Source organism: Stenotrophomonas maltophilia group sp. Smal12 (genome assembly GCF_037079935.1).
GTDB lineage: Bacteria > Pseudomonadota > Gammaproteobacteria > Xanthomonadales > Xanthomonadaceae > Stenotrophomonas > Stenotrophomonas sepilia.
Map to the genome: position 1 here is coordinate 1 of NZ_JBAWUK010000004.1, position 16,817 is coordinate 16,817.

A 16,817-nucleotide genomic window follows, 5' to 3' on the forward strand; every position below is an offset into this window, starting at 1 on the left:
ACCGGTTTTTTGTGGGTAGTTATTTTTGGTTTTTGGCCGAGGGGGGCGACCCGCGGGGTGTTGCTTGTGTTTTTGTGGAGGACATGGTTGTGTTTTAGGGGGCGCCGGTTGACAAAAAATTTTTTTTTGCCCGGCCGCCCGTTGAGGGGGGGGGGAAGGCCAACGTGGGGTTTGGGGCGGCGGGGGGGCGGTATAATTTTTTTGCGCGGAACCCCCGGGGCACCCGCCCCCCCGGGGGCCCCACTACCAGGCATCGCTTTGACCGGTGCCGACCAAGGCCGGCATCCACCGATGGCGGCTTTGCTATCCTTTCACCCCACGCCAGGGAGCTTCCCCGATGCCATCGCTGTCGCCCCGCCGCCCACTGGTGCTGCTGGCCCTGTTCGTCGTGATGGCGGCGATCTTCCTGATCGACACCGTCACCGATTACGCGGTTGCCGCCGCCTGCTTCTACGCGGCGGTTATCCTGGCCGCATCGCGCGTGCTGGGCGCACGCGGGTTGATCACGCTTGCCCTGGCCTGCATCGCGCTGACCGGGCTGAGCTTCTTCCTGACCCGCTTCGGCACCTACCGCATCGGCCTGGTCAATTCGGTCATTGGCATGCTGGTGATCGGTATCACCACCTACCTTGCCCTGAACATGGAAGCGGCCAAGGCCGCCGTGCAGGAAGCACAGGGCCGCCTGCTGCGGGTAGCGCGCGCCTCCACCGTGGGCGAGCTGACCACCTCCATCGCGCATGAAGTAAACCAGCCGCTGGCGGCCATCGCCAGCAGCGCCGAAGCCTGCCAGCGTTGGCTCGCGCAGGATCCACCCAACGTGGACAAGGCGCGGCAGACCGTGGCCCGCATCCTGGCCGATGCACATCGTGCCGGTGACGTGATCGCCCGCATCCGCGGCCTGACCCAGGGCGCGGCACCGCAGCGACGCGCCTTCGATCTGAACGAAGCGGTGGAGGAAATGCTGGCGCTGTCGCGCAGCGAGCTGGACCGGCATGGCGTGGCCGTGGCACTGCTGCTGGACACCGAGCTGCCACCGGTGCAGGCCGATCGCGTGCAGGTGCAGCAGGTGATCGGCAACCTGATCCTCAATGCGGTGGACGCGATGGAGACCGTGCCCACCGCCGACCGACGCTTGTCCCTGCTGACCCGGCGCAACGGCCAGCGGATCAGCCTCAGTGTGCGTGACCGCGGCGTCGGCCTGCCCGCCGACCATCCCGAACGCGTCTTCGATGCCTTCTGGACCACCAAGTCGCACGGTCTGGGGCTGGGTCTCAGCCTGAGCCGCTCGATGATCGAAGCCAACGACGGCCAGATCCGTGCCGAACGACCGGCAGGCGGCGGTGCCTGCTTTGTGTTCGACCTGCCCATTGCCACGGACGCCCACTATGCGTAAGCCGACTGCCGCCAACCCCGATCCGGCACCCATCGTCTATGTGGTCGACGACGATCCGTCGGTGCGCGCGGCACTGGAAGACCTGCTGGCCTCGATGGGCCTGCAGGTGCGGGCCTTCGCCTCCACCCAGGCCTTCCTCGAACACGCGCTGGAAGACGCACCGGCATGTCTCGTGCTGGACGTGCGCATGCCCGGCCAGAGCGGTCTTGAATTCCATCGCACGATGGGCAGCCACGGCCTGCAGCTTCCGGTGGTGTTCATCACCGGCCACGGCGACATCGCGATGGGTGTCAACGCGATCAAGGAAGGCGCCATCGAATTCCTGACCAAGCCCTTCCGTGACCAGGAGCTGCTCGATGCCATCCACAAGGGCATCGAGATCGACCGCCAGCGCCGCCGCGAGGACAAGGCGCTCGGCGCGCTGCAGCTGCGTTGGCACACCCTCAATGCCGGTGAGCGCGAGGTGGTCGATGGCGTGGTGCGCGGCCGCCTCAACAAGCAGATCGCCGCTGATCTCGGCGTCAGCGAGATCACGGTGAAGGTGCGCCGTGCGCAGGTGATGCGCAAGATGGGCGCACGCACCCTGGTTGACCTGGTGCGCATGTACGACCGCCTGCAGGCGGGTACGCCATGAACGTCCACGTCGCGCTGCTGCGCGCGGTCAATGTCGGCGGCACCGGCAAGCTGCCGATGCGCGAACTGGTGGCAATGTGCGAGGACGCAGGCTTCGCCGATGTCCGCACGTACATCGCCAGCGGCAACGTGGTGTTGCGCAGCTCGCTCGACGAAACAGGCGTGCGCCAGGCCCTCGGCCAGCGGCTCCAGGCCTATGCCGGCAAGCCGGTGGGCGTGCTGGTGCGCTCGGCCAACGAGATTGCCGGTGTGGTGGCACGCAACCCGTTTGCGCAGGCGGCCGGCAACCGTGTGGTCGCCCTGTTCCTCGACGGCAGCCTGCCTGCCGATCCGCTGGACGGCGTGACCGGCCGGCGCGACGAACAGCTTGCACTCGGCACGCGCGAGATCTTCATCCACTACGGTGCCGGCATGGCCGACTCGCGCTTGCGGGTGCCCTATGCCCAGCACGGCACCGCCCGCAATATGAACACAATCGGCAAGCTTGCAGTGATGGCCGCAGCGCTTACCTGGCCTGCCAGCAATCCGCGTGCTGGCCGGAGGCGGTAGCGTCGACCCTCAGGCACTGCGCTGCGCTCGCGCTCCGTGAAGGCTGAAGCAGTGGGCGGACCCAACGGATCACGCCCGCTGCAAGCGGCGCTTCAATCGCGTATCCAGCAGTCCCACGCCCAGCAGCACCAGGCTGGTCAGCCATCCGGCGGCCAGCAGGTGCACGTGCGCTAGCATCAGCCCCAGCACCAGCAGCGCCACCGCGCCCAGCAGATGCGAGCGCGGCGCGTGCCCATAGACCACGCGTTTGTACAGGGCACTGCCCAGCAGATAGATCAGCGGGCCTGCCACCATCACGCTGGCGTAAACCGTGGTGATGGCCACCCCCGGATGGTCCATGACCAGATCATTGCCCACCGCGGTGGCGATGATTCCGGCAATCAGCAGTGCATGCACGTAGTGGAAGTTGGCGCCCATCCGTCCGGGGTCTTCGGCGTGGGTGACGGCCTCAGTGGCATCGTGGCTGGAGATGCCGAAGTACAGCCACCACATGGCAATCGTGCCGGCGAAGGTGGCCAGCACCGCCGATACCACCTCAAGGTCCCAGTGCTCGACGTCGCTGAGCAAGCCACCGGTGGCCAGCAACGTCTCACCCAGTGCGACGATGACGAACAGCTGGCAGCGTTCGGCCAGGTGCCCCCCCTCGATGGTCCAGTCGCGGGTGTGCGAACGACCCATGCCCGGGAACGCGAAGCCGAACATCGGCGAGATGTATTCGCAGGCCACCGCCACCGCCCACAATGCCAGGCGGAGGTTGCCCTCGGCCGCCGCGCCGGCCAGCCAGAAGCAGGCCGACACGCTGACCCAGGCCAGCATGCGGCGGAAGTTCGGTGCCAACGGATGGCTCCGGCCGACCTCCAGCAGCACGAACGCGGTGCGTCCGACCTGCATCGTGGCGTACGCCCCGGCGAAGATCCAAGCACGATCGGCAAACGCCTCGGGAATGGACGAGGAGATCAACAACGCCAGCAGCATGGTGGCGAACAGCAGGCCGCGGATGCGCGGCGCCTCCGGGTCGAACCAGTTGCTGACCCAGCACGCGTACTGCCAGCCGAGCCAGACCGCGAACCACAGCACCAGCGTCTGCAGTACACCGGCCAGGTCCAGGTGGTGCAGCAGATGGTGGCTGAGCTGGGTGACCGCGAATACGTAGACCAGATCGAAGAACAGTTCTTCGTAGGTCACGCGGGCATGGTGGCCGTCGCGGTGGCGCAGCGCGGGCAAGCGCAGTCGGGTACGCATGGAACTCCTTCAGCGCGCCAAGCGCCAGTACAGGAAACCGGCCAGCAACGCCGGCGCGGCAAACACCAGCAACAGGATCGGCAACTCCTCGCGTACCGCGTAACCGGCCTTGCTGACCCCCACCCACATGTTGGCCACGGCCACCAGCAGCCAGGTAGCGATGAAGGCGATCAGCGCCGTGGGCAGCTGCGAGGTGCCCACGCTCCAGAGACGGCCAAACAGCAGGAACACGCCCAGCAGGAGCACGCCCAGCAGGAGCACGCCGCCGAGCATCACCATGAGCACATGCATGGTCCACCTCCTTGAGCCTGGGAACAGGCTAGCCCCGGCCGATTGTGCGCAACAGCCCGTGGAGATGGATTCACAGTCCAGAGCAAGCGAACAATCCCGGCATCGGCTGCGGCGAACCTTATGGCAGCCATGAGTTATTCGCGAAACGGGCCGTCCAGGGTACGTGCTAGCTTCATCCGACCCTATCCAGACCCCTCTCCGCCATGCGCCGTTGCCTGACGACCCTTGCCCTGACTGCCACACTTGCCTTTGATGTCACTGCCGCCGACACACCGCTGCCACAGCTGCAGGCCTACACCGTAGACCCATCCTGGCTGCAGCCGATGGCGCCGCTGCAGATCGCCGACCATACCTGGCAGATCGGCACTGAGGACCTGACCGCGCTACTGGTGCAAACCGCCGACGGCGCGGTGCTGCTCGACGGCGGCATGCCGCAGATGGCCAGCCACCTCATCAGCAACATGAAGGTGCGCGACGTGGCGCCGCAGGACCTGCGCTTGATCCTGCTCAGCCATGCGCATGCCGACCATGCGGGCCCGGTGGCAGAACTGAAGCGCCGTACCGGTGCGATGGTGGTAGCCAACGCCGAATCAGCGGTGCTGCTGGCGCGCGGCGGCAGCAACGACCTGCACTTTGGCGACAGCATCACCTTTCCGCCGGCCAGCACCGACCGCATCATCATGGATGGCGAAGTGGTCACGGTGGGTGGCATCGAGTTCACCGCCCACTTCATGCCCGGGCACACCCCGGGCAGCACCGCCTGGACCTGGACCGATACGCGCGATGGCAAGCCGGTGCGCATCGCCTATGCCGACAGCCTGAGCGCGCCGGGCTACCAGCTGCAGGGCAATGTCCGCTATCCCCGCCTGGTCGAGGACTACCGACGCAGCTTCGCTACGGTGCGCGGCCTGCCCTGCGACCTGTTGCTGACCCCGCATCCGGGCGCCAGCAACTGGAACTATGCTGCTGGCAGCAACGCCAGCGAGAAGGTACTGAGCTGCAAAGCCTACGCGGATGCGGCAGAGAAGAAGTTCGACGCGCAGCTGGCCAAGGAAACGGCCACGGCACGCTGATCCTGTAGAGCCGAGCCCATGCTCGGCTTGCCGGCCGACAACAGCCGAGCGTAGGCTCGGCTATCCACAGGACGCGTCGAAGAGTGCCGGTCAGGACAACCGGCACCCGCCGTCCATCAGCCACCCTGCCCGTGCTGGGCAAACGGCTCGGTGCTGCCGTCGTTGCGCACCAGCTCGACGGTGTACGGCTGCACGTAGCCATCCGGCATTTCCATGCCCGGCGAACCGGTCGGCATGCCGGGCAGTACCAGCCCACGCGCGGCCGGGCGTTCGGCCAGCAGGCGCTTGATGTCCTCGGCCGGGATGTGGCCCTCGACCACATACCCGCCGATCTCGGCGGTATGGCAGGAGGCCTTGCCGACCGGCACGCCCAGGCGAACCTTGATCGGATTCATGTCATCGGTGTCGCGCACCTCGACCTGGAAGCCGGCGGCCTTCAGGTGGTCGACCCAGATGCCACAGCAGCTACAGCTGGCAATCTTGTGCACGATGGCCACCGGCAAGACCGGATCGACCTTGGCCGGGCCGGCCTGGATCGGTGCCACCGGTGCTGCGCTGGCGATCGGTGCGGCGGCGGATTCTTCGGCGGCACGTGCACAGGCAGTCGTGGTCAGCACGGTGCCCAGCAGCAGGCCGAGGGAGAGAGTACGGTTCATTGAGTAATTCCTTTGCAGAGGCGGACAACGCGGCCCGCCGCCCGCGCATCGAAGGCGCAGGCAGAGGCGAGAAAAAGTCGAACAGTCATGGCAGGCGCTTGAGCGCCTGCAGGACATCACACGATGGGGGGACGCAACGGGTCCGGCATCGGCGGCGATGCGCGTTGCTGGGAGCGCGCGGCTACAGGCGCCTCGCGCCACGGCGAGGCGGGCGTTCCGCTCAACGTGGCCAGCATGCCAAGGCAGGCCGGCGGGCATTCGCACTCACCGCTCTGGCAGGCCGCCCGGGCCGCATCATCGCAACAGCCGGCTGCCGCCAGCGCAGCCGCGTGCGGTGCAGCGCAGTGATCCTGGTTGCCCGACCCGCCGTACGAAGACGAGGCAAGCGCCAGCGCCGGTGCATTCAGCACCAGGGCAACGAGCAGCATCCATCGCAGCAGCAGGTCAGGCAGGTTCACCCGCCGATGATAGCCGATGCGCGTCACGCAATCGCCGCCGCCATCGCCCGCATCCGCACCGGGATCGACTTCGCTGCGGGTGTGCCGCTGATCCGGTCGTAGTAGTCCAGCGGCAGCAACGGATTCAGTTCCGGGTAGTAACCGGCCAGCGCGCCGCGCGGCATCGGGTAGTCCAGCACCGTCAGGCCCTCCATGCGGCGCTGCACGCCATCGCCGCTGATCGTCTCCAGGCTGACCAGCGCCTCCTTCTCCAGCCCGCGCGCCAGCCGGTCCTCGATGTTCATGAACAGCACCATGCGATCGTTGTACACGCCGCGATAGCGATCGTTGTAGCTGTAGATGGTGGTGTTGTACTGATCATGCGAGCGCACGGTGGCCAACCGCAACATGTCCGGATCGTGCACCGGATCGTCCACGTCCAGGCCGGGCATCACCAGGATGTTGGCCTTGCCGTTGGGCGTGGGCCACACCCGGCGGCGCGGCGGAATGTCCAGGTGGAAGCCATGCGTCTGCTGGATGCGCTCGTTGAAGCCGGCGTAGATCTCCGGGTACACGGCAGCGATCAGCGCGCGGATGGAGGCATAGTCGTGCATGCAGCGCATCCAGTCGACCTTGCTGTGCGGCAGTGTGGCCATCGCCATGCGGCAGACGATCTCGACCTCGGGCAACACATCGGCACTGACCGGCTCGAGCACGCCGCGTGAGGCGGTCACGTTCGACATCGCGTCTTCGATGGTGACGAACTGCTCGCCGGCCGGCGTGACGATGCGCTCCGAGCGCGCCACCACCGGCAGGATCAGCGCATCGCGGCCATGAACCAGATGACCTCGATTGAGCTTGGTGGCGATGCCCACGGTCAGGTCCAGCCCACGCATCGCCTCGTACGCACGCGGCGTATCGGGCACCGCATGAATGAAGTTGCCCCCCAGGCCGATGAAAACCCTGGCGCTGCCCGTCAGCATCGCCTCGATCGACTCGACCACGTGGTGACCATGCTCACGCGGCGGATCGAAGCCGAACACCTGCTGCACGCGGTCCAGGTAGGCCGGCCTGGGCTTCTCGTCGATGCCGACGGTGCGGTCGCCCTGCACATTGGAATGTCCGCGGATCGGACCGATGCCGGCACCGGGCTTGCCGAAGTTGCCGCGCAACATCAGCAGGTTGGCCACCTGCTGCAGCAGGCGCGAGCCATACTGGTGCTGGGTCAGCCCCATGCCGTAGCAGATCACGGTGGCGTTGGAGCGGATGTAGATCTCTGCGCATCGGCGGATCTGCGCCTCCGAGATGCCGGACACCTGCACGATCTGGTCCCAGTCCTGCGCCATCACGTCTTCGCGCAGCGCCTCCAGGCCCACCGTGTGTTCCGACAGGAAATCATGGTCGAGCACGCGCTCGCCCTGTGCCTCACGCTCGAACATCACCTTCATCATGCCCTTGATCAGGGCCAGGTCGCCGCCGATGCGGATGTGCACGAACTCGCTGGTGATCGCGGTCGAGCCGAACGTGGCCATCTGCACCACGTCCTGCGGCTCGGCAAAGCGGATCAGCGCGCGCTCGGGCATGGGATTGACCGCCACGATCGGGATGCCGCGTTTGCGTGCTTCGACCAGGTTGCTCATCATCCGCGGCGAATTGGTGCCGGTGTTCTGGCCAATCACGAAGATGGCCTCGGCGTGCTCGAAATCCTGCAGCACGATGGTGCCCTTGCCCACCCCGATGGCCGGCGGCAGCCCGCGGCTGGTCGGCTCGTGGCACATGTTCGAGCAGTCCGGGAAATTATTGGTGCCGAACTCGCGCACGAAGATCGAATACAGGAACGCCGCTTCGTTGGGCGTGCGCCCGGAGGTGTAGAACTCGGCCTGGTGAGGACTGTCCAGCGCCTGCAGGTGGTGACCGATCAGTGCGAAGGCATCTTCCCAGCTGCACGGCACATAGTGGTCGGTGGCTGCGTCGTAGCGCATCGGCTCGGTCAGCCGGCCCTGCATCTCCAGCCAGTAGTCGGTCTGCGCCATCAGTTCGGTCACGGTGTGCCGGGCGAACAACTCGCGGCCGGCCCGGAACTCCGTAGCTTCCCAGGCCAGTGCCTTCGCGCCGTTCTCGCAGAACTCCAGCTTCCTGCGTTCGTCGGCATCGGGGAACGCACAGCTGGGGCACTTGAAGCCACCGGGCTGGTTCATCGCCAGCAGCGCCTTCGACCCCTTGCCGATCACACTCTGCTGCAGCAGCACCTTGGCGGTGGCACCAGCGGCACCCCAGCCTCCGGCCGGCTGGTTGTAGGGCTTGTAACGTGGCGGCTTCTGCTCGGACATGTTCGGGAACCTGACGGAAGGAACGCAGCAACGAACGGCACAACGCGGTCCGGCGGTGCATTCAGTGGCACGGCCAGCCGCACAGTCAAGCACGGCCCACGGCGCTTCGCAGAGGGCACAGGCTGATTTCAGCACAACCTGCCATGGCAACGGTTACAGCCGCGTCTGCGCGCGACCACTGCGCTATCCTCGAAACCGCAGGCGGTGGCCCGCCCGCGTTTCTCCCTTGTCCGGACGCGCTGCATGCCTGATTCGATCCCGCCGCACACCCCGCCTGCCGGCACCGCCCAACGCCCGTTGCAGCGCTGGCGCGGCGGCACGCAACAGCAGCGGGTCGACGTGGTGGCCGAGGAAGTGCCGGTGGCGCTGCGCTACAACGATGCCGCCTTTGCCGTGATGATGGCCACACCCTGTGATCTGGAGGACTTCGCACTCGGATTTTCGCTCAGCGAAGGCCTGATCAGCGCGCCCTCGCAGCTGCTGTCGATCGATATCCACCCACAGCTGGAAGGCATCGAGCTGCAGATGACCGTGGACGAGGCTGCGCCCGGCGCAAACCTCGACCCCGACAAGGGGCGCCTGCTGCCCGGCCGTGGTGGCTGTGGCCTGTGCGGCACGCGCCAGCTGGAAGAAGTGCTGCGCCCACTGCCGCAGATCCGCGAGCGCCGCAGCTATTCCGCCACCGCCCTGCAGCGGGCGTTGGCCACCTTGGCGCAGCACCAGCCGATGAATGCGGCAAGCGGCTCGATCCACGCCGCGGCCTGGGCCGACGCCAGTGGGCGCATCGGCTGGGTACGCGAGGACGTCGGCCGCCACAATGCACTGGACAAGCTGATCGGTGCGCTGCACCACAACGAACACGCCATCGAAGGCGGCCTGCTGGTGATTTCGAGCCGGGCCAGCTACGAAATGGTCAGCAAGGCGGTGCGCGCCGGCGCCAGCGTGCTGGCGGCAGTGTCGGCGCCGACCGCGCTGGCGATCGACCTGGCCCGCAGTGCCGGCCTGTGCCTGGTCGGGTTCGCGCGGGAGAGCGGGTTCAATGTGTATACCCATCCGGACCGGTTGCAGGCGGACGACCGGTAATCTCCGCTGCGTAGGGTCGACTATCACTCGTGGCGCGAAGTTTCCGGGCATCTGAAGGACGAGCAGTCGATTAACTGTGGACTCTACCGCAACGGCTTCCGGGCCCCTCGCCCAGCCAAGGCGAAATCGTCGTAGTCCGATAGCCAGCAATCGGCGCGCCGCGCACCATCGAGGACACTCATCATGGTCCTTTCTGGAGTTCCCCATGTCGGCTGCCCGGCAACCACGTTCACTGCTGTCGGTTTCCCTTGATGTTTCCGTGCACCGTACGTTGGCAGGTGCGCCGGCTTCCGGAAGTCGCGGAACCAAGGTAACGGATGCCCTGCCTCCCCCCACGATCCGTGCAGAAGGTCCGGCGCTCTGGCAGGCAAGGCGTGAAGAGGCCCACCTGTGGATCCTGCCCGTCCCCACCGCGCTACCCGGATCGATGCGATGCGTGACGGGCGAAGCAGGACGCATTGCCGCGGTTGCGCACACCATTCTGGGCCGGCCGAAGGTGGACATCACCGGCAGATCGGAGGGCTCGGGACTGAGCGTTGTTCACACTGGCCCGTGCGGTGTCTGAAGCCGAAACCATCCACCACAATCCCGACAACCTGACCCTGAAGGATGTTCTGCCGGCGGACGTCCATGCAGAATGGCAAGCGGCATTGAATGAGTGCGGAATCGATCCAATCGAACTGGAACGCCTGCGTCCCCACTTCGCGGCCAGAGCGCTGCGCAAGGCCGTCATGGCCAGGCATCGGCTGGATTCGCCGAAGGCATTCTGCAAGGAGCTGCGCAGGATAGGACGCGCGGGTGGAGCGCGCTACTTCGTGCCGCGCACTGAACTGGCTATCGACATCGCGGCAGCTGACGACTGCGGTAAACCGCATCCTGCACTGGATGACACGACACGGTTTGCGGTGCAGGTCGAACGACTCCGTCGCCTTCACGATACCGCCCGTGTTCAGTCCAAGGCCTGGGCGCAGGGCGATGCCCTTGGCATGTGTGGGCATGACGTGCCTATGGATATGCACGTGACAGCGACTGGCAGCAACGAGCTGGACACGCTTCGACGCGAGGCCTGGCTCAGCGCAGTGGAAACCGTAACCGCGGGAAGATCAACCACGCTTGCGATGCTCGATATTGCAGATGCGTTCGACGGGAACGGCTACATCAGAGCGCTGCGCGAACGCGGTTTCAGCTTCCAGCCGGCGTAGCCACTGAGCTGCGGGCCTGAGTCCGGGCAGCACTCTGCTGCCCGGAGCAATTGCACTCAGCGCAGCGCGACCTTCGGGAAGTCCACCGGCACGTCGAACGCCACGTTGACGTAGTTGGTGAACAGGTTGAGCGCCACATGCGCGAGGATCTCCACGATCTGCTCATCATCGAAGCCAGCCGCGCGCAGCGCCTGCACGTCGCCGTCGGCGATCTGCGCACGCTGCTCGACCACCTTCAACGCGAAGTCGAGCGCCGCCGCAGTGGCCGGGTCGCTGGACTGGCCGATCTGCGCGGCCGCCATCTGCTCGCTGCTGGCACCAGCCTTGCGGCCCAGCGCGGTGTGCGCGGCCAGGCAGTACTCGCAGGCATTGCGGTTGGCAATGGCCACGGCGATCTGCTCGCCCAGCAGCGGCGACAGGCGACCGCCGCCCAGCGCGCCGAACGAACCCCACATGCTCTGCAGGGCGGCCGGCGAGTTGGCCACGGCGCGGAACATGGCCGGGGTGGCGCCGAAAGCGGCGTGGACCTGGCCCAGCAGGGCCTGGCGGTCGGCGGTGGTGTTGGCGGCATCGATCAGGGGGACACGGGACATGGTGGATCTCCTTGGGAAAGCGCCCGGGATTGGACGACCCGCTCATCCTAGGTAGACTCGCCGGACGCATCAGTCGTAATTCGCCATACATGTTGTCCATACGTCCATGAGCATGCCCGCCGCCGCCCCTGCGCCAGATCGACTCTCCTGCCTGCTGGAACGCTTCCGGGTGCAGGCGGCGCTGTTCTACAGTGGCCCGCTGTGCGGGCGGCATGTCTTCGAGCCGCAGCCCGGTCGTGCGTTCCTGCACATCCTGCGCCAGGGTGAAATGGAAGTCCGCCATCCCGACGGCGATATCGCGCTGCCCCGGCTGAAGATCGACACACCCAGCCTGCTGCTGTACCCGCAGCCGCTGCACCATGTGTTCTTCAACGCGCCGCTGGATGGCCCGGATTTCACCTGCGCCACGCTGGATTTCGATGGCGGTGCGCGCAATCCGATCGTGCAGTCGCTGCCACCGGTGATGGTAGTACCGCTGGCGGCCATCGGCGAACTGGATGACACCCTGCAGCTGCTGTTTGCCGAGGCCGATCGCCAGCGCTGCGGTTCACGGCTGCTGACCAATCGCCTGTTCGAGGTGGCGCTGATCCAGATCCTGCGCTGGGTGGTCGACCACCCGGATGCAGCGGGCGTCAGTCACGGACTGATGCGCGGGCTGTCCGACGCGAGGCTGGCACGCACGCTGGTGGCGATGCACCAGGCACCGCAGGACGAATGGACGCTGCCCCGGATGGCCGCGACCGCCGGCATGTCGCGCAGCGCATTCGCGGCAGTGTTCAAGGAGGTGATGCAGGCGACGCCGGCCGCTTATCTGCTGGACTGGCGGCTGAGCCTGGCCTGCGCGCAGCTGCGGGCCGGCGTGGCGGTCAAGCAGGTAGCGGTCGAGGTGGGGTTTGCCGATACCGCGTCGTTGTCGAAGGCGTTCCGCAAGCGGCTGGGGGCATCGCCCAGGGCGTGGCTGGCCGCGAGCGCCACGCAGGCTCGGTAAATGGGTGAGGGGTGGAGTCGGCCGCTGGTCGACTATCGCGCGACGCGCGGGATTTTCGTTGTCTGACCGAAGGGCAGCCGACCAGCGGTCGGCTCTACCACGGGCGATCGAAGCGGCATTTCCGTGGCCTGACCGAAGGGCTGCCGACCCGCGGTCGGCTCTACCACGGGCGATGTCGGCGCGCCGGCTGGCCGCTCAACTGGACGTGCCGTCAGACTTTGCCAGCAGCCCGGCGACGCGCTCGGCCACCTGGGCACGTACGCCTTCATCCAGCTGCCCTTCGTACATCGCCTCGTAGATCCACAGGCCGTCGGCCGCCAGGCGCGCCACGAAATTGTCGAGCGTCGTCGGATCCACATTCCCGGCCTCCGGCGCGGACGGTGCCCAGCGCTGAACCGCCGGGCCCCAGGGACGCTCGCCCGCCTCCGGGTCGGCCGATTCGAGCATGAACATCAGTTCGGCACGGGTGGCGCTCTGGGCCGACACGCGCACGAAGGTCTGGTAACGCTCCAGCGCCGAGGCTTCGTCCGCACGCTTGCCCAGCAGCGTTTCCATGGACGCCTCCCAGGCCTGCGCCAGGTACTCGTCGATCCCGCGCAGCAGCGCCTCGCGCGAGGGAAAGTGGTACAGCAGGCCGCCGCGGGTCAGCCTGGCCTCGGCCGCCACCGACTCGAAGGTCACCGCACGCACGCCGTCACGATTGATCACGTTGACGGCGGCGTCGAGGATGCGGTCGCGCTTGCTGGTTCTCATGGCGTCATTTTACGCGATCGGCCGCGCCCTCACGGCTGCCGGCCCGGCCACGCAGCAGGTGCGCCAGGATCGTCGCGCCCAGCGCCAGTACCGCCGTGATCACCAGCAGCACGCTCTGGTAGCCACGGTCATATGCCGCCGCAGCCAGTGCGAACCAATCACCCTGCCCGCTCTCGCGCGCGGCATGCAGCGCTTGGGTGAAACCCTCGCGGGCAAGCGCGGGCATATCGGCCGAGACCGGCAGGAACACGCTGTACATCGCCGCGCTCAGGCTGCCCAGCATCGCCACCGCCAGCAGGCCACCTAACTCGTAGGACACTTCTTCCACGGAAGACGCCATGCCCGCGCGGTGCGTCGGCACGTTGTTGAGGATGGCCGTGGACGCCACCGAGATGGCCGAACCCATGCCGAAGCCGGTGATCGCCATGCCGGCGATCACCCAACCGAGGCCGTGCGGGAAGCCGAACGCCACCAGGCCGACGCCCAGCGCGCCCGTAGCCAGGCCACCGCAGATCAATGGGCGCAGGCCCACCCGGTGCAGGATGCTGCCGCCCAGCAGCGCACTGGGCAGGCTGCCCAGCGCCGCCACCGACACCAGCAGGCCCGCCTGTAGCGGCGTGAAACCTGCCACCAGCTGGAAGCGCTGCGTGGTGACCAGCTGCAGGCCGGCCATCGCGAACAGGGTGAACACCGCCGAAAGCGTGCCGGCCAGGAACGCCGGATTACGGAAGATAGCGAAGTCCAGCAGCGGGTACGGCAGCTGCTGCTGGCGGCGTGCGAACGCTGCGCCGCTGGTGACAGCCAACAGCAGCGCGCCCGCGCCCAGCGCATACGACGGCGGCGTAGCGATCAGCGACTTGATCGCCAGCACCAGGCCGGACAGTGCCGCCAATGCCAGCAGCGACGAAACCAGATCCCACGGCCGCGAGATGTCGCGCTGTCCTTCCGGCGCCAGCAACAGCGTGGCCACGAAGGCGACCACCGCCACCGGCACGTTGATCAGGAACACCGAGCCCCACCAGAAATGCTGCAGCAGCCAGCCGCCAATGATCGGGCCGAGCGCCGCACCGACGATGGCCACCGAACCCCAAATGGCGATGGCGATGTTGCGTTCGCGCTCTTCGTGGAAGCTTAGGCCGATCAGCGCCAGCGTCGCAGGCATCATCGCGGCCGCGCCGACCGCCAGCAACGCGCGTGCGGCAATCAGCTGCGCTGCGCTGGCTGCGAACGCCGCTGCCAGCGAGGCGACGCCGAACACCACCAGGCCGATCAGGAACATGCGGCGGTGGCCGATGCGGTCGCCCAGCGTGCCCGCCCCCAGCAGCAGGCCGGCCATCACCAGTGGATAGGCATTGATGATCCACAGCGCCTGGCCGGCGCTGGCCGAGAGTTCCCCAGTCAGTGTGGGCAGTGCGGTGTAGAGCACCGAGTTATCCAGCGTGACCAGCAGCAGGCCGGCGGCGACGGTGAACAACAGTGCCCAGCGACGGGCACGCGACAGGGCCGGAGCGCCGGCCAAGGGCTGGGACAGAGCCATGGGAGAACCTGATGGGATGAAGTACTACCGTAACTATACAGGATGTCCGGTATAGTTACAGAAACTGTACCACCGGTTCAGATTGGGGTCCGGCCAATGTTCATGTTGCCGCGCCGCGCCTGCCGAGTGTGGCCGGTGTCAGGGATCATCACCGGCAGTGTTCCGGCAGCGCGGCGATGGCTGATACCACGGCCGCCTGCATGCCCTGCCCTACGGCCATGTCCAGCTCCCCACCTGTATTCCCATGCTGGCGCCGCAGTTCGTCCTCGCACAGCCCGCGCACCCGCGCCCGGGCATTGGCGCGCAGGCTGCTGCACCGCCAATCGGTGCCACCCAGCGGCAACACCGAATACACCACGCTGTTGCAGGCATTGCCGGCCCGCTGCTGCAACGACACCCCACCAAAATCCCGTGGTTCGCTGCTGCGCTGCGGGTCGAAATAGCTGTCCGGGAACGTGCGCGCGTACTGCTCGATGTCCACCGCCAGGCTGCGCCCACCGGCCAGCGGCATCTGCAGCGGCTGGCCGCACGGCGTCGCATCAGCGCGATGCTGGATGTACTGGTAGATCGGCCGGTCCAGCGTTGGATCCTGCTGGGTCACCGCACTGACCGCCGCCAGCACCGGCAACGACGCACGATTGGCCATGCGCGCCAGCAGCCCGGCCTGCGTCGGCTGGCAGCGGTCGCGCACTGTTGCCGCGAGCAGGAACAGCACGTCATTGCGAAACGCGTGGTCATCGCCCAGGCGCTGTTCGATGCGCTGGCGGGCATCGGACGCCGGTGCCGGGAACGCGACTTCCGGCGGCGCAGCGGGTGCAGCCCGCCGCTGCCACCACACCAGCAGCACAACCGCGCCCAGCAGCACCCCGGCAGCCAGGACCCAGCGCCGCCGCATCAGTTGTGGATCGCCGTCAGCGTTGCCGCGGCGGCATCGTAGGACGCGCTGGCAATGTCCGCATCGAAGCGCTTCACCCGCAGGCGGCCGGCCAACCGGTACGGATCCCACAGATCGCCCAGCGCGATCGGCGTCGCCAGGGTCACGTGGATGATCTGGTTCGGCGGCGGTGGCGGCACGTGGATGCAGGCCCCGTAGAACGGCACGAACAGCAGTTCATCCACCAGGCCGGCGTCGTTGGTGCCGAGCGGTACCACGTAGCCATCCAGGTCCACCGCGCGGCCATCGGCAGCATCGACCACGCGCGAGGAGCCGAACTGCTTGGCGCGATCGGGGCTGGAATGGTCGATCTCCTGCCCCGGCGGCGTGCCCGAGCCGGTGTCGTCGATCAGCCCGCCCACGCCGTCCATCCCATTGCGTGACAGGCCGATCTGCGGGGGCGGGCGCTGATAGGTGACTTCGTCGGGCCGCAACGCGTCCCAACGGTCGATCGGGGCTTCGGCCGTGGCGGAGGGCGCCGGCTTGTCCTGCGGCACGACCGCCACGGCATCGCCGCCCGGCGACGTACAGCCCGCCAGCCACAGGCATCCCAGCATGAGCAAAAGGGGGCTACGGTTCATACGGCCTCAGCTCCGCATCGCGCATGGTGTACGCCGAGCCGGCCAGATCGTCATCCAGCCGTTCGGCACGCAGGGTGCCGGCCAGGAAGAACGGCGAGTACATGTCCGGCATCTCGATCGGGCGCGGCAGCACCACGTGCACGATCTGGTTCGGCGGCGGCGGCGGCACGTGGATGCAGGCGCCGTAGTACGGCACGAACAGGAATTCGGTCAGCTGCCCGTCCTGCGCATTGGCCAGCGGTACCACGTAGCCTGGCAGGCGCACCGGTCGCTGCAGGACCGTGTCCACCGTGCGGAAGGTGCCGAACTGCGGCATGCGCCGGTTGCCGTTGTGCTCGACCTCCGGGCCCTCGCCCCGCTCCAGCGCGGCCAGCTCATCCTTCGGCATCATCTGCAACCAGTCCAGCTCCTGCTCCGCAGCGCCTGCAGGGTCCTCGCGGTCGACCACCGGCGCGGGTGGCAAGGCCTGTAAGCCCGTATCCACCGGCCGCTCGCAGGCTGCCAGCGCCAGCACCATCGGCAATGACAGCATCCAGCGCATG

The 16,817-nt window shown here is 67.2% G+C and carries 18 protein-coding genes; 7 read left to right on the top strand and 11 right to left on the bottom strand.

What is annotated here, in order from left to right; all coding sequences use genetic code 11:
* The first annotated feature begins 337 nt into the window (after positions 1-337).
* Genes WDC87_RS02680 through WDC87_RS02690 form a run of 3 tightly spaced genes read left to right on the top strand, consistent with a single transcriptional unit; the run spans position 338 to position 2,575 of the window.
* On the top strand, positions 338-1,393 hold the full coding sequence (locus WDC87_RS02680; RefSeq protein ID WP_252745020.1) for an ATP-binding protein: 1,056 nt from the start codon (positions 338-340) through the stop codon (positions 1,391-1,393).
* Positions 1,386-2,027, top strand: coding sequence for a response regulator transcription factor (locus tag WDC87_RS02685; protein ID WP_252745021.1), 642 nt, complete (start codon positions 1,386-1,388; stop codon positions 2,025-2,027). Before WDC87_RS02680 ends, WDC87_RS02685 begins: the two co-directional genes overlap by 8 nt.
* Complete coding sequence (locus WDC87_RS02690) at positions 2,024-2,575, top strand: DUF1697 domain-containing protein (RefSeq protein WP_134967827.1); 552 nt, start codon at positions 2,024-2,026, stop codon at positions 2,573-2,575. Before WDC87_RS02685 ends, WDC87_RS02690 begins: the two co-directional genes overlap by 4 nt.
* 69 nt (positions 2,576-2,644) lie before the next feature.
* Here the strand turns inward: WDC87_RS02690 and WDC87_RS02695 are convergent, their stop codons facing one another.
* A complete protein-coding gene (locus WDC87_RS02695; protein ID WP_252745022.1) occupies positions 2,645-3,817 on the bottom strand; it encodes a low temperature requirement protein A in 1,173 nt (390 codons plus the stop codon).
* Between the two features lie 9 nt (positions 3,818-3,826).
* Complete coding sequence (locus tag WDC87_RS02700; RefSeq protein WP_065177720.1) at positions 3,827-4,108, bottom strand: hypothetical protein; 282 nt, start codon at positions 4,106-4,108, stop codon at positions 3,827-3,829.
* Between the two features lie 203 nt (positions 4,109-4,311).
* Between WDC87_RS02700 and blaL1 the strand changes: the two genes are divergently transcribed.
* Positions 4,312-5,181 (top strand): L1 family subclass B3 metallo-beta-lactamase, encoded by an 870-nt coding sequence (gene blaL1, locus WDC87_RS02705; RefSeq protein WP_088497549.1) that lies wholly within the window; start codon positions 4,312-4,314, stop codon positions 5,179-5,181.
* A 116-nt stretch (positions 5,182-5,297) separates the two neighbouring features.
* Here the strand turns inward: blaL1 and WDC87_RS02710 are convergent, their stop codons facing one another.
* The 3 genes from WDC87_RS02710 to WDC87_RS02720 form a co-directional block, all read right to left on the bottom strand.
* On the bottom strand, positions 5,298-5,837 hold the full coding sequence (locus tag WDC87_RS02710; RefSeq protein ID WP_252745023.1) for a DUF411 domain-containing protein: 540 nt from the start codon (positions 5,835-5,837) through the stop codon (positions 5,298-5,300).
* A 116-nt stretch (positions 5,838-5,953) separates the two neighbouring features.
* The gene (locus tag WDC87_RS02715; RefSeq protein WP_088497595.1) at positions 5,954-6,295 is read right to left on the bottom strand and encodes a hypothetical protein; all 342 of its coding nucleotides are present in this window, start codon (positions 6,293-6,295) and stop codon (positions 5,954-5,956) included.
* Positions 6,296-6,318: 23 nt separating this feature from the next.
* Complete coding sequence (locus WDC87_RS02720) at positions 6,319-8,604, bottom strand: FdhF/YdeP family oxidoreductase (RefSeq protein ID WP_252745024.1); 2,286 nt, start codon at positions 8,602-8,604, stop codon at positions 6,319-6,321.
* Positions 8,605-8,847: 243 nt separating this feature from the next.
* On the opposite strand from WDC87_RS02720, the gene fdhD reads away from it, so the two are divergent.
* Positions 8,848-9,687, top strand: a complete 840-nt coding sequence (fdhD, locus tag WDC87_RS02725; RefSeq protein WP_072168795.1) for a formate dehydrogenase accessory sulfurtransferase FdhD — start codon at positions 8,848-8,850, stop codon at positions 9,685-9,687.
* 536 nt (positions 9,688-10,223) lie between these two features.
* Positions 10,224-10,889 carry a TraB/GumN family protein gene (locus WDC87_RS02730; protein ID WP_252745025.1) on the top strand — a complete coding sequence of 222 codons (666 nt, stop codon included), beginning with the start codon at positions 10,224-10,226 and terminating at the stop codon, positions 10,887-10,889.
* Between the two features lie 56 nt (positions 10,890-10,945).
* Here the strand turns inward: WDC87_RS02730 and WDC87_RS02735 are convergent, their stop codons facing one another.
* On the bottom strand, positions 10,946-11,482 hold the full coding sequence (locus WDC87_RS02735) for a peroxidase-related enzyme (protein ID WP_072168797.1): 537 nt from the start codon (positions 11,480-11,482) through the stop codon (positions 10,946-10,948).
* Between the two features lie 106 nt (positions 11,483-11,588).
* Between WDC87_RS02735 and WDC87_RS02740 the strand changes: the two genes are divergently transcribed.
* A complete protein-coding gene (locus tag WDC87_RS02740; RefSeq protein ID WP_088497546.1) occupies positions 11,589-12,470 on the top strand; it encodes an AraC family transcriptional regulator in 882 nt (293 codons plus the stop codon).
* Positions 12,471-12,665: 195 nt separating this feature from the next.
* Here WDC87_RS02740 and WDC87_RS02745 read toward each other — a convergent pair whose 3' ends face one another.
* The 5 genes from WDC87_RS02745 to WDC87_RS02765 form a co-directional block, all read right to left on the bottom strand.
* Positions 12,666-13,223, bottom strand: a complete 558-nt coding sequence (locus WDC87_RS02745) for a TetR/AcrR family transcriptional regulator (protein WP_252745026.1) — start codon at positions 13,221-13,223, stop codon at positions 12,666-12,668.
* A 4-nt stretch (positions 13,224-13,227) separates the two neighbouring features.
* The gene (locus WDC87_RS02750) at positions 13,228-14,760 is read right to left on the bottom strand and encodes an MFS transporter (protein WP_252745027.1); all 1,533 of its coding nucleotides are present in this window, start codon (positions 14,758-14,760) and stop codon (positions 13,228-13,230) included.
* A 148-nt stretch (positions 14,761-14,908) separates the two neighbouring features.
* Complete coding sequence (locus WDC87_RS02755; protein ID WP_072168800.1) at positions 14,909-15,655, bottom strand: hypothetical protein; 747 nt, start codon at positions 15,653-15,655, stop codon at positions 14,909-14,911.
* A complete protein-coding gene (locus WDC87_RS02760) occupies positions 15,655-16,275 on the bottom strand; it encodes a DUF3299 domain-containing protein (RefSeq protein ID WP_072168801.1) in 621 nt (206 codons plus the stop codon). Before WDC87_RS02760 ends, WDC87_RS02755 begins: the two co-directional genes overlap by 1 nt.
* Positions 16,265-16,816, bottom strand: a complete 552-nt coding sequence (locus tag WDC87_RS02765) for a DUF3299 domain-containing protein (protein ID WP_088497543.1) — start codon at positions 16,814-16,816, stop codon at positions 16,265-16,267. The genes WDC87_RS02760 and WDC87_RS02765 overlap by 11 nt, the downstream gene beginning before the upstream one ends.
* Position 16,817 lies beyond the last annotated feature (1 nt).

Bases quoted from the DNA above. Each gene is read 5' to 3' on its own strand.
- WDC87_RS02680 (WP_252745020.1), top strand. From the start codon at position 338: ATGCCATCGCTGTCGCCCCGCCGCCCACTGGTGCTGCTGGCCCTGTTC.
- WDC87_RS02765 (WP_088497543.1), bottom strand. From the start codon at position 16,816: ATGCGCTGGATGCTGTCATTGCCGATGGTGCTGGCGCTGGCAGCCTGC.
- WDC87_RS02745 (WP_252745026.1), bottom strand. From the start codon at position 13,223: ATGAGAACCAGCAAGCGCGACCGCATCCTCGACGCCGCCGTCAACGTG.
- WDC87_RS02735 (WP_072168797.1), bottom strand. From the start codon at position 11,482: ATGTCCCGTGTCCCCCTGATCGATGCCGCCAACACCACCGCCGACCGC.
- WDC87_RS02755 (WP_072168800.1), bottom strand. From the start codon at position 15,655: ATGCGGCGGCGCTGGGTCCTGGCTGCCGGGGTGCTGCTGGGCGCGGTT.
- WDC87_RS02720 (WP_252745024.1), bottom strand. From the start codon at position 8,604: ATGTCCGAGCAGAAGCCGCCACGTTACAAGCCCTACAACCAGCCGGCC.
- fdhD (WP_072168795.1), top strand. From the start codon at position 8,848: ATGCCTGATTCGATCCCGCCGCACACCCCGCCTGCCGGCACCGCCCAA.
- blaL1 (WP_088497549.1), top strand. From the start codon at position 4,312: ATGCGCCGTTGCCTGACGACCCTTGCCCTGACTGCCACACTTGCCTTT.
- WDC87_RS02685 (WP_252745021.1), top strand. From the start codon at position 1,386: ATGCGTAAGCCGACTGCCGCCAACCCCGATCCGGCACCCATCGTCTAT.
- WDC87_RS02690 (WP_134967827.1), top strand. From the start codon at position 2,024: ATGAACGTCCACGTCGCGCTGCTGCGCGCGGTCAATGTCGGCGGCACC.
- WDC87_RS02750 (WP_252745027.1), bottom strand. From the start codon at position 14,760: ATGGCTCTGTCCCAGCCCTTGGCCGGCGCTCCGGCCCTGTCGCGTGCC.
- WDC87_RS02740 (WP_088497546.1), top strand. From the start codon at position 11,589: ATGAGCATGCCCGCCGCCGCCCCTGCGCCAGATCGACTCTCCTGCCTG.
- WDC87_RS02700 (WP_065177720.1), bottom strand. From the start codon at position 4,108: ATGCATGTGCTCATGGTGATGCTCGGCGGCGTGCTCCTGCTGGGCGTG.
- WDC87_RS02695 (WP_252745022.1), bottom strand. From the start codon at position 3,817: ATGCGTACCCGACTGCGCTTGCCCGCGCTGCGCCACCGCGACGGCCAC.
- WDC87_RS02760 (WP_072168801.1), bottom strand. From the start codon at position 16,275: ATGAACCGTAGCCCCCTTTTGCTCATGCTGGGATGCCTGTGGCTGGCG.
- WDC87_RS02710 (WP_252745023.1), bottom strand. From the start codon at position 5,837: ATGAACCGTACTCTCTCCCTCGGCCTGCTGCTGGGCACCGTGCTGACC.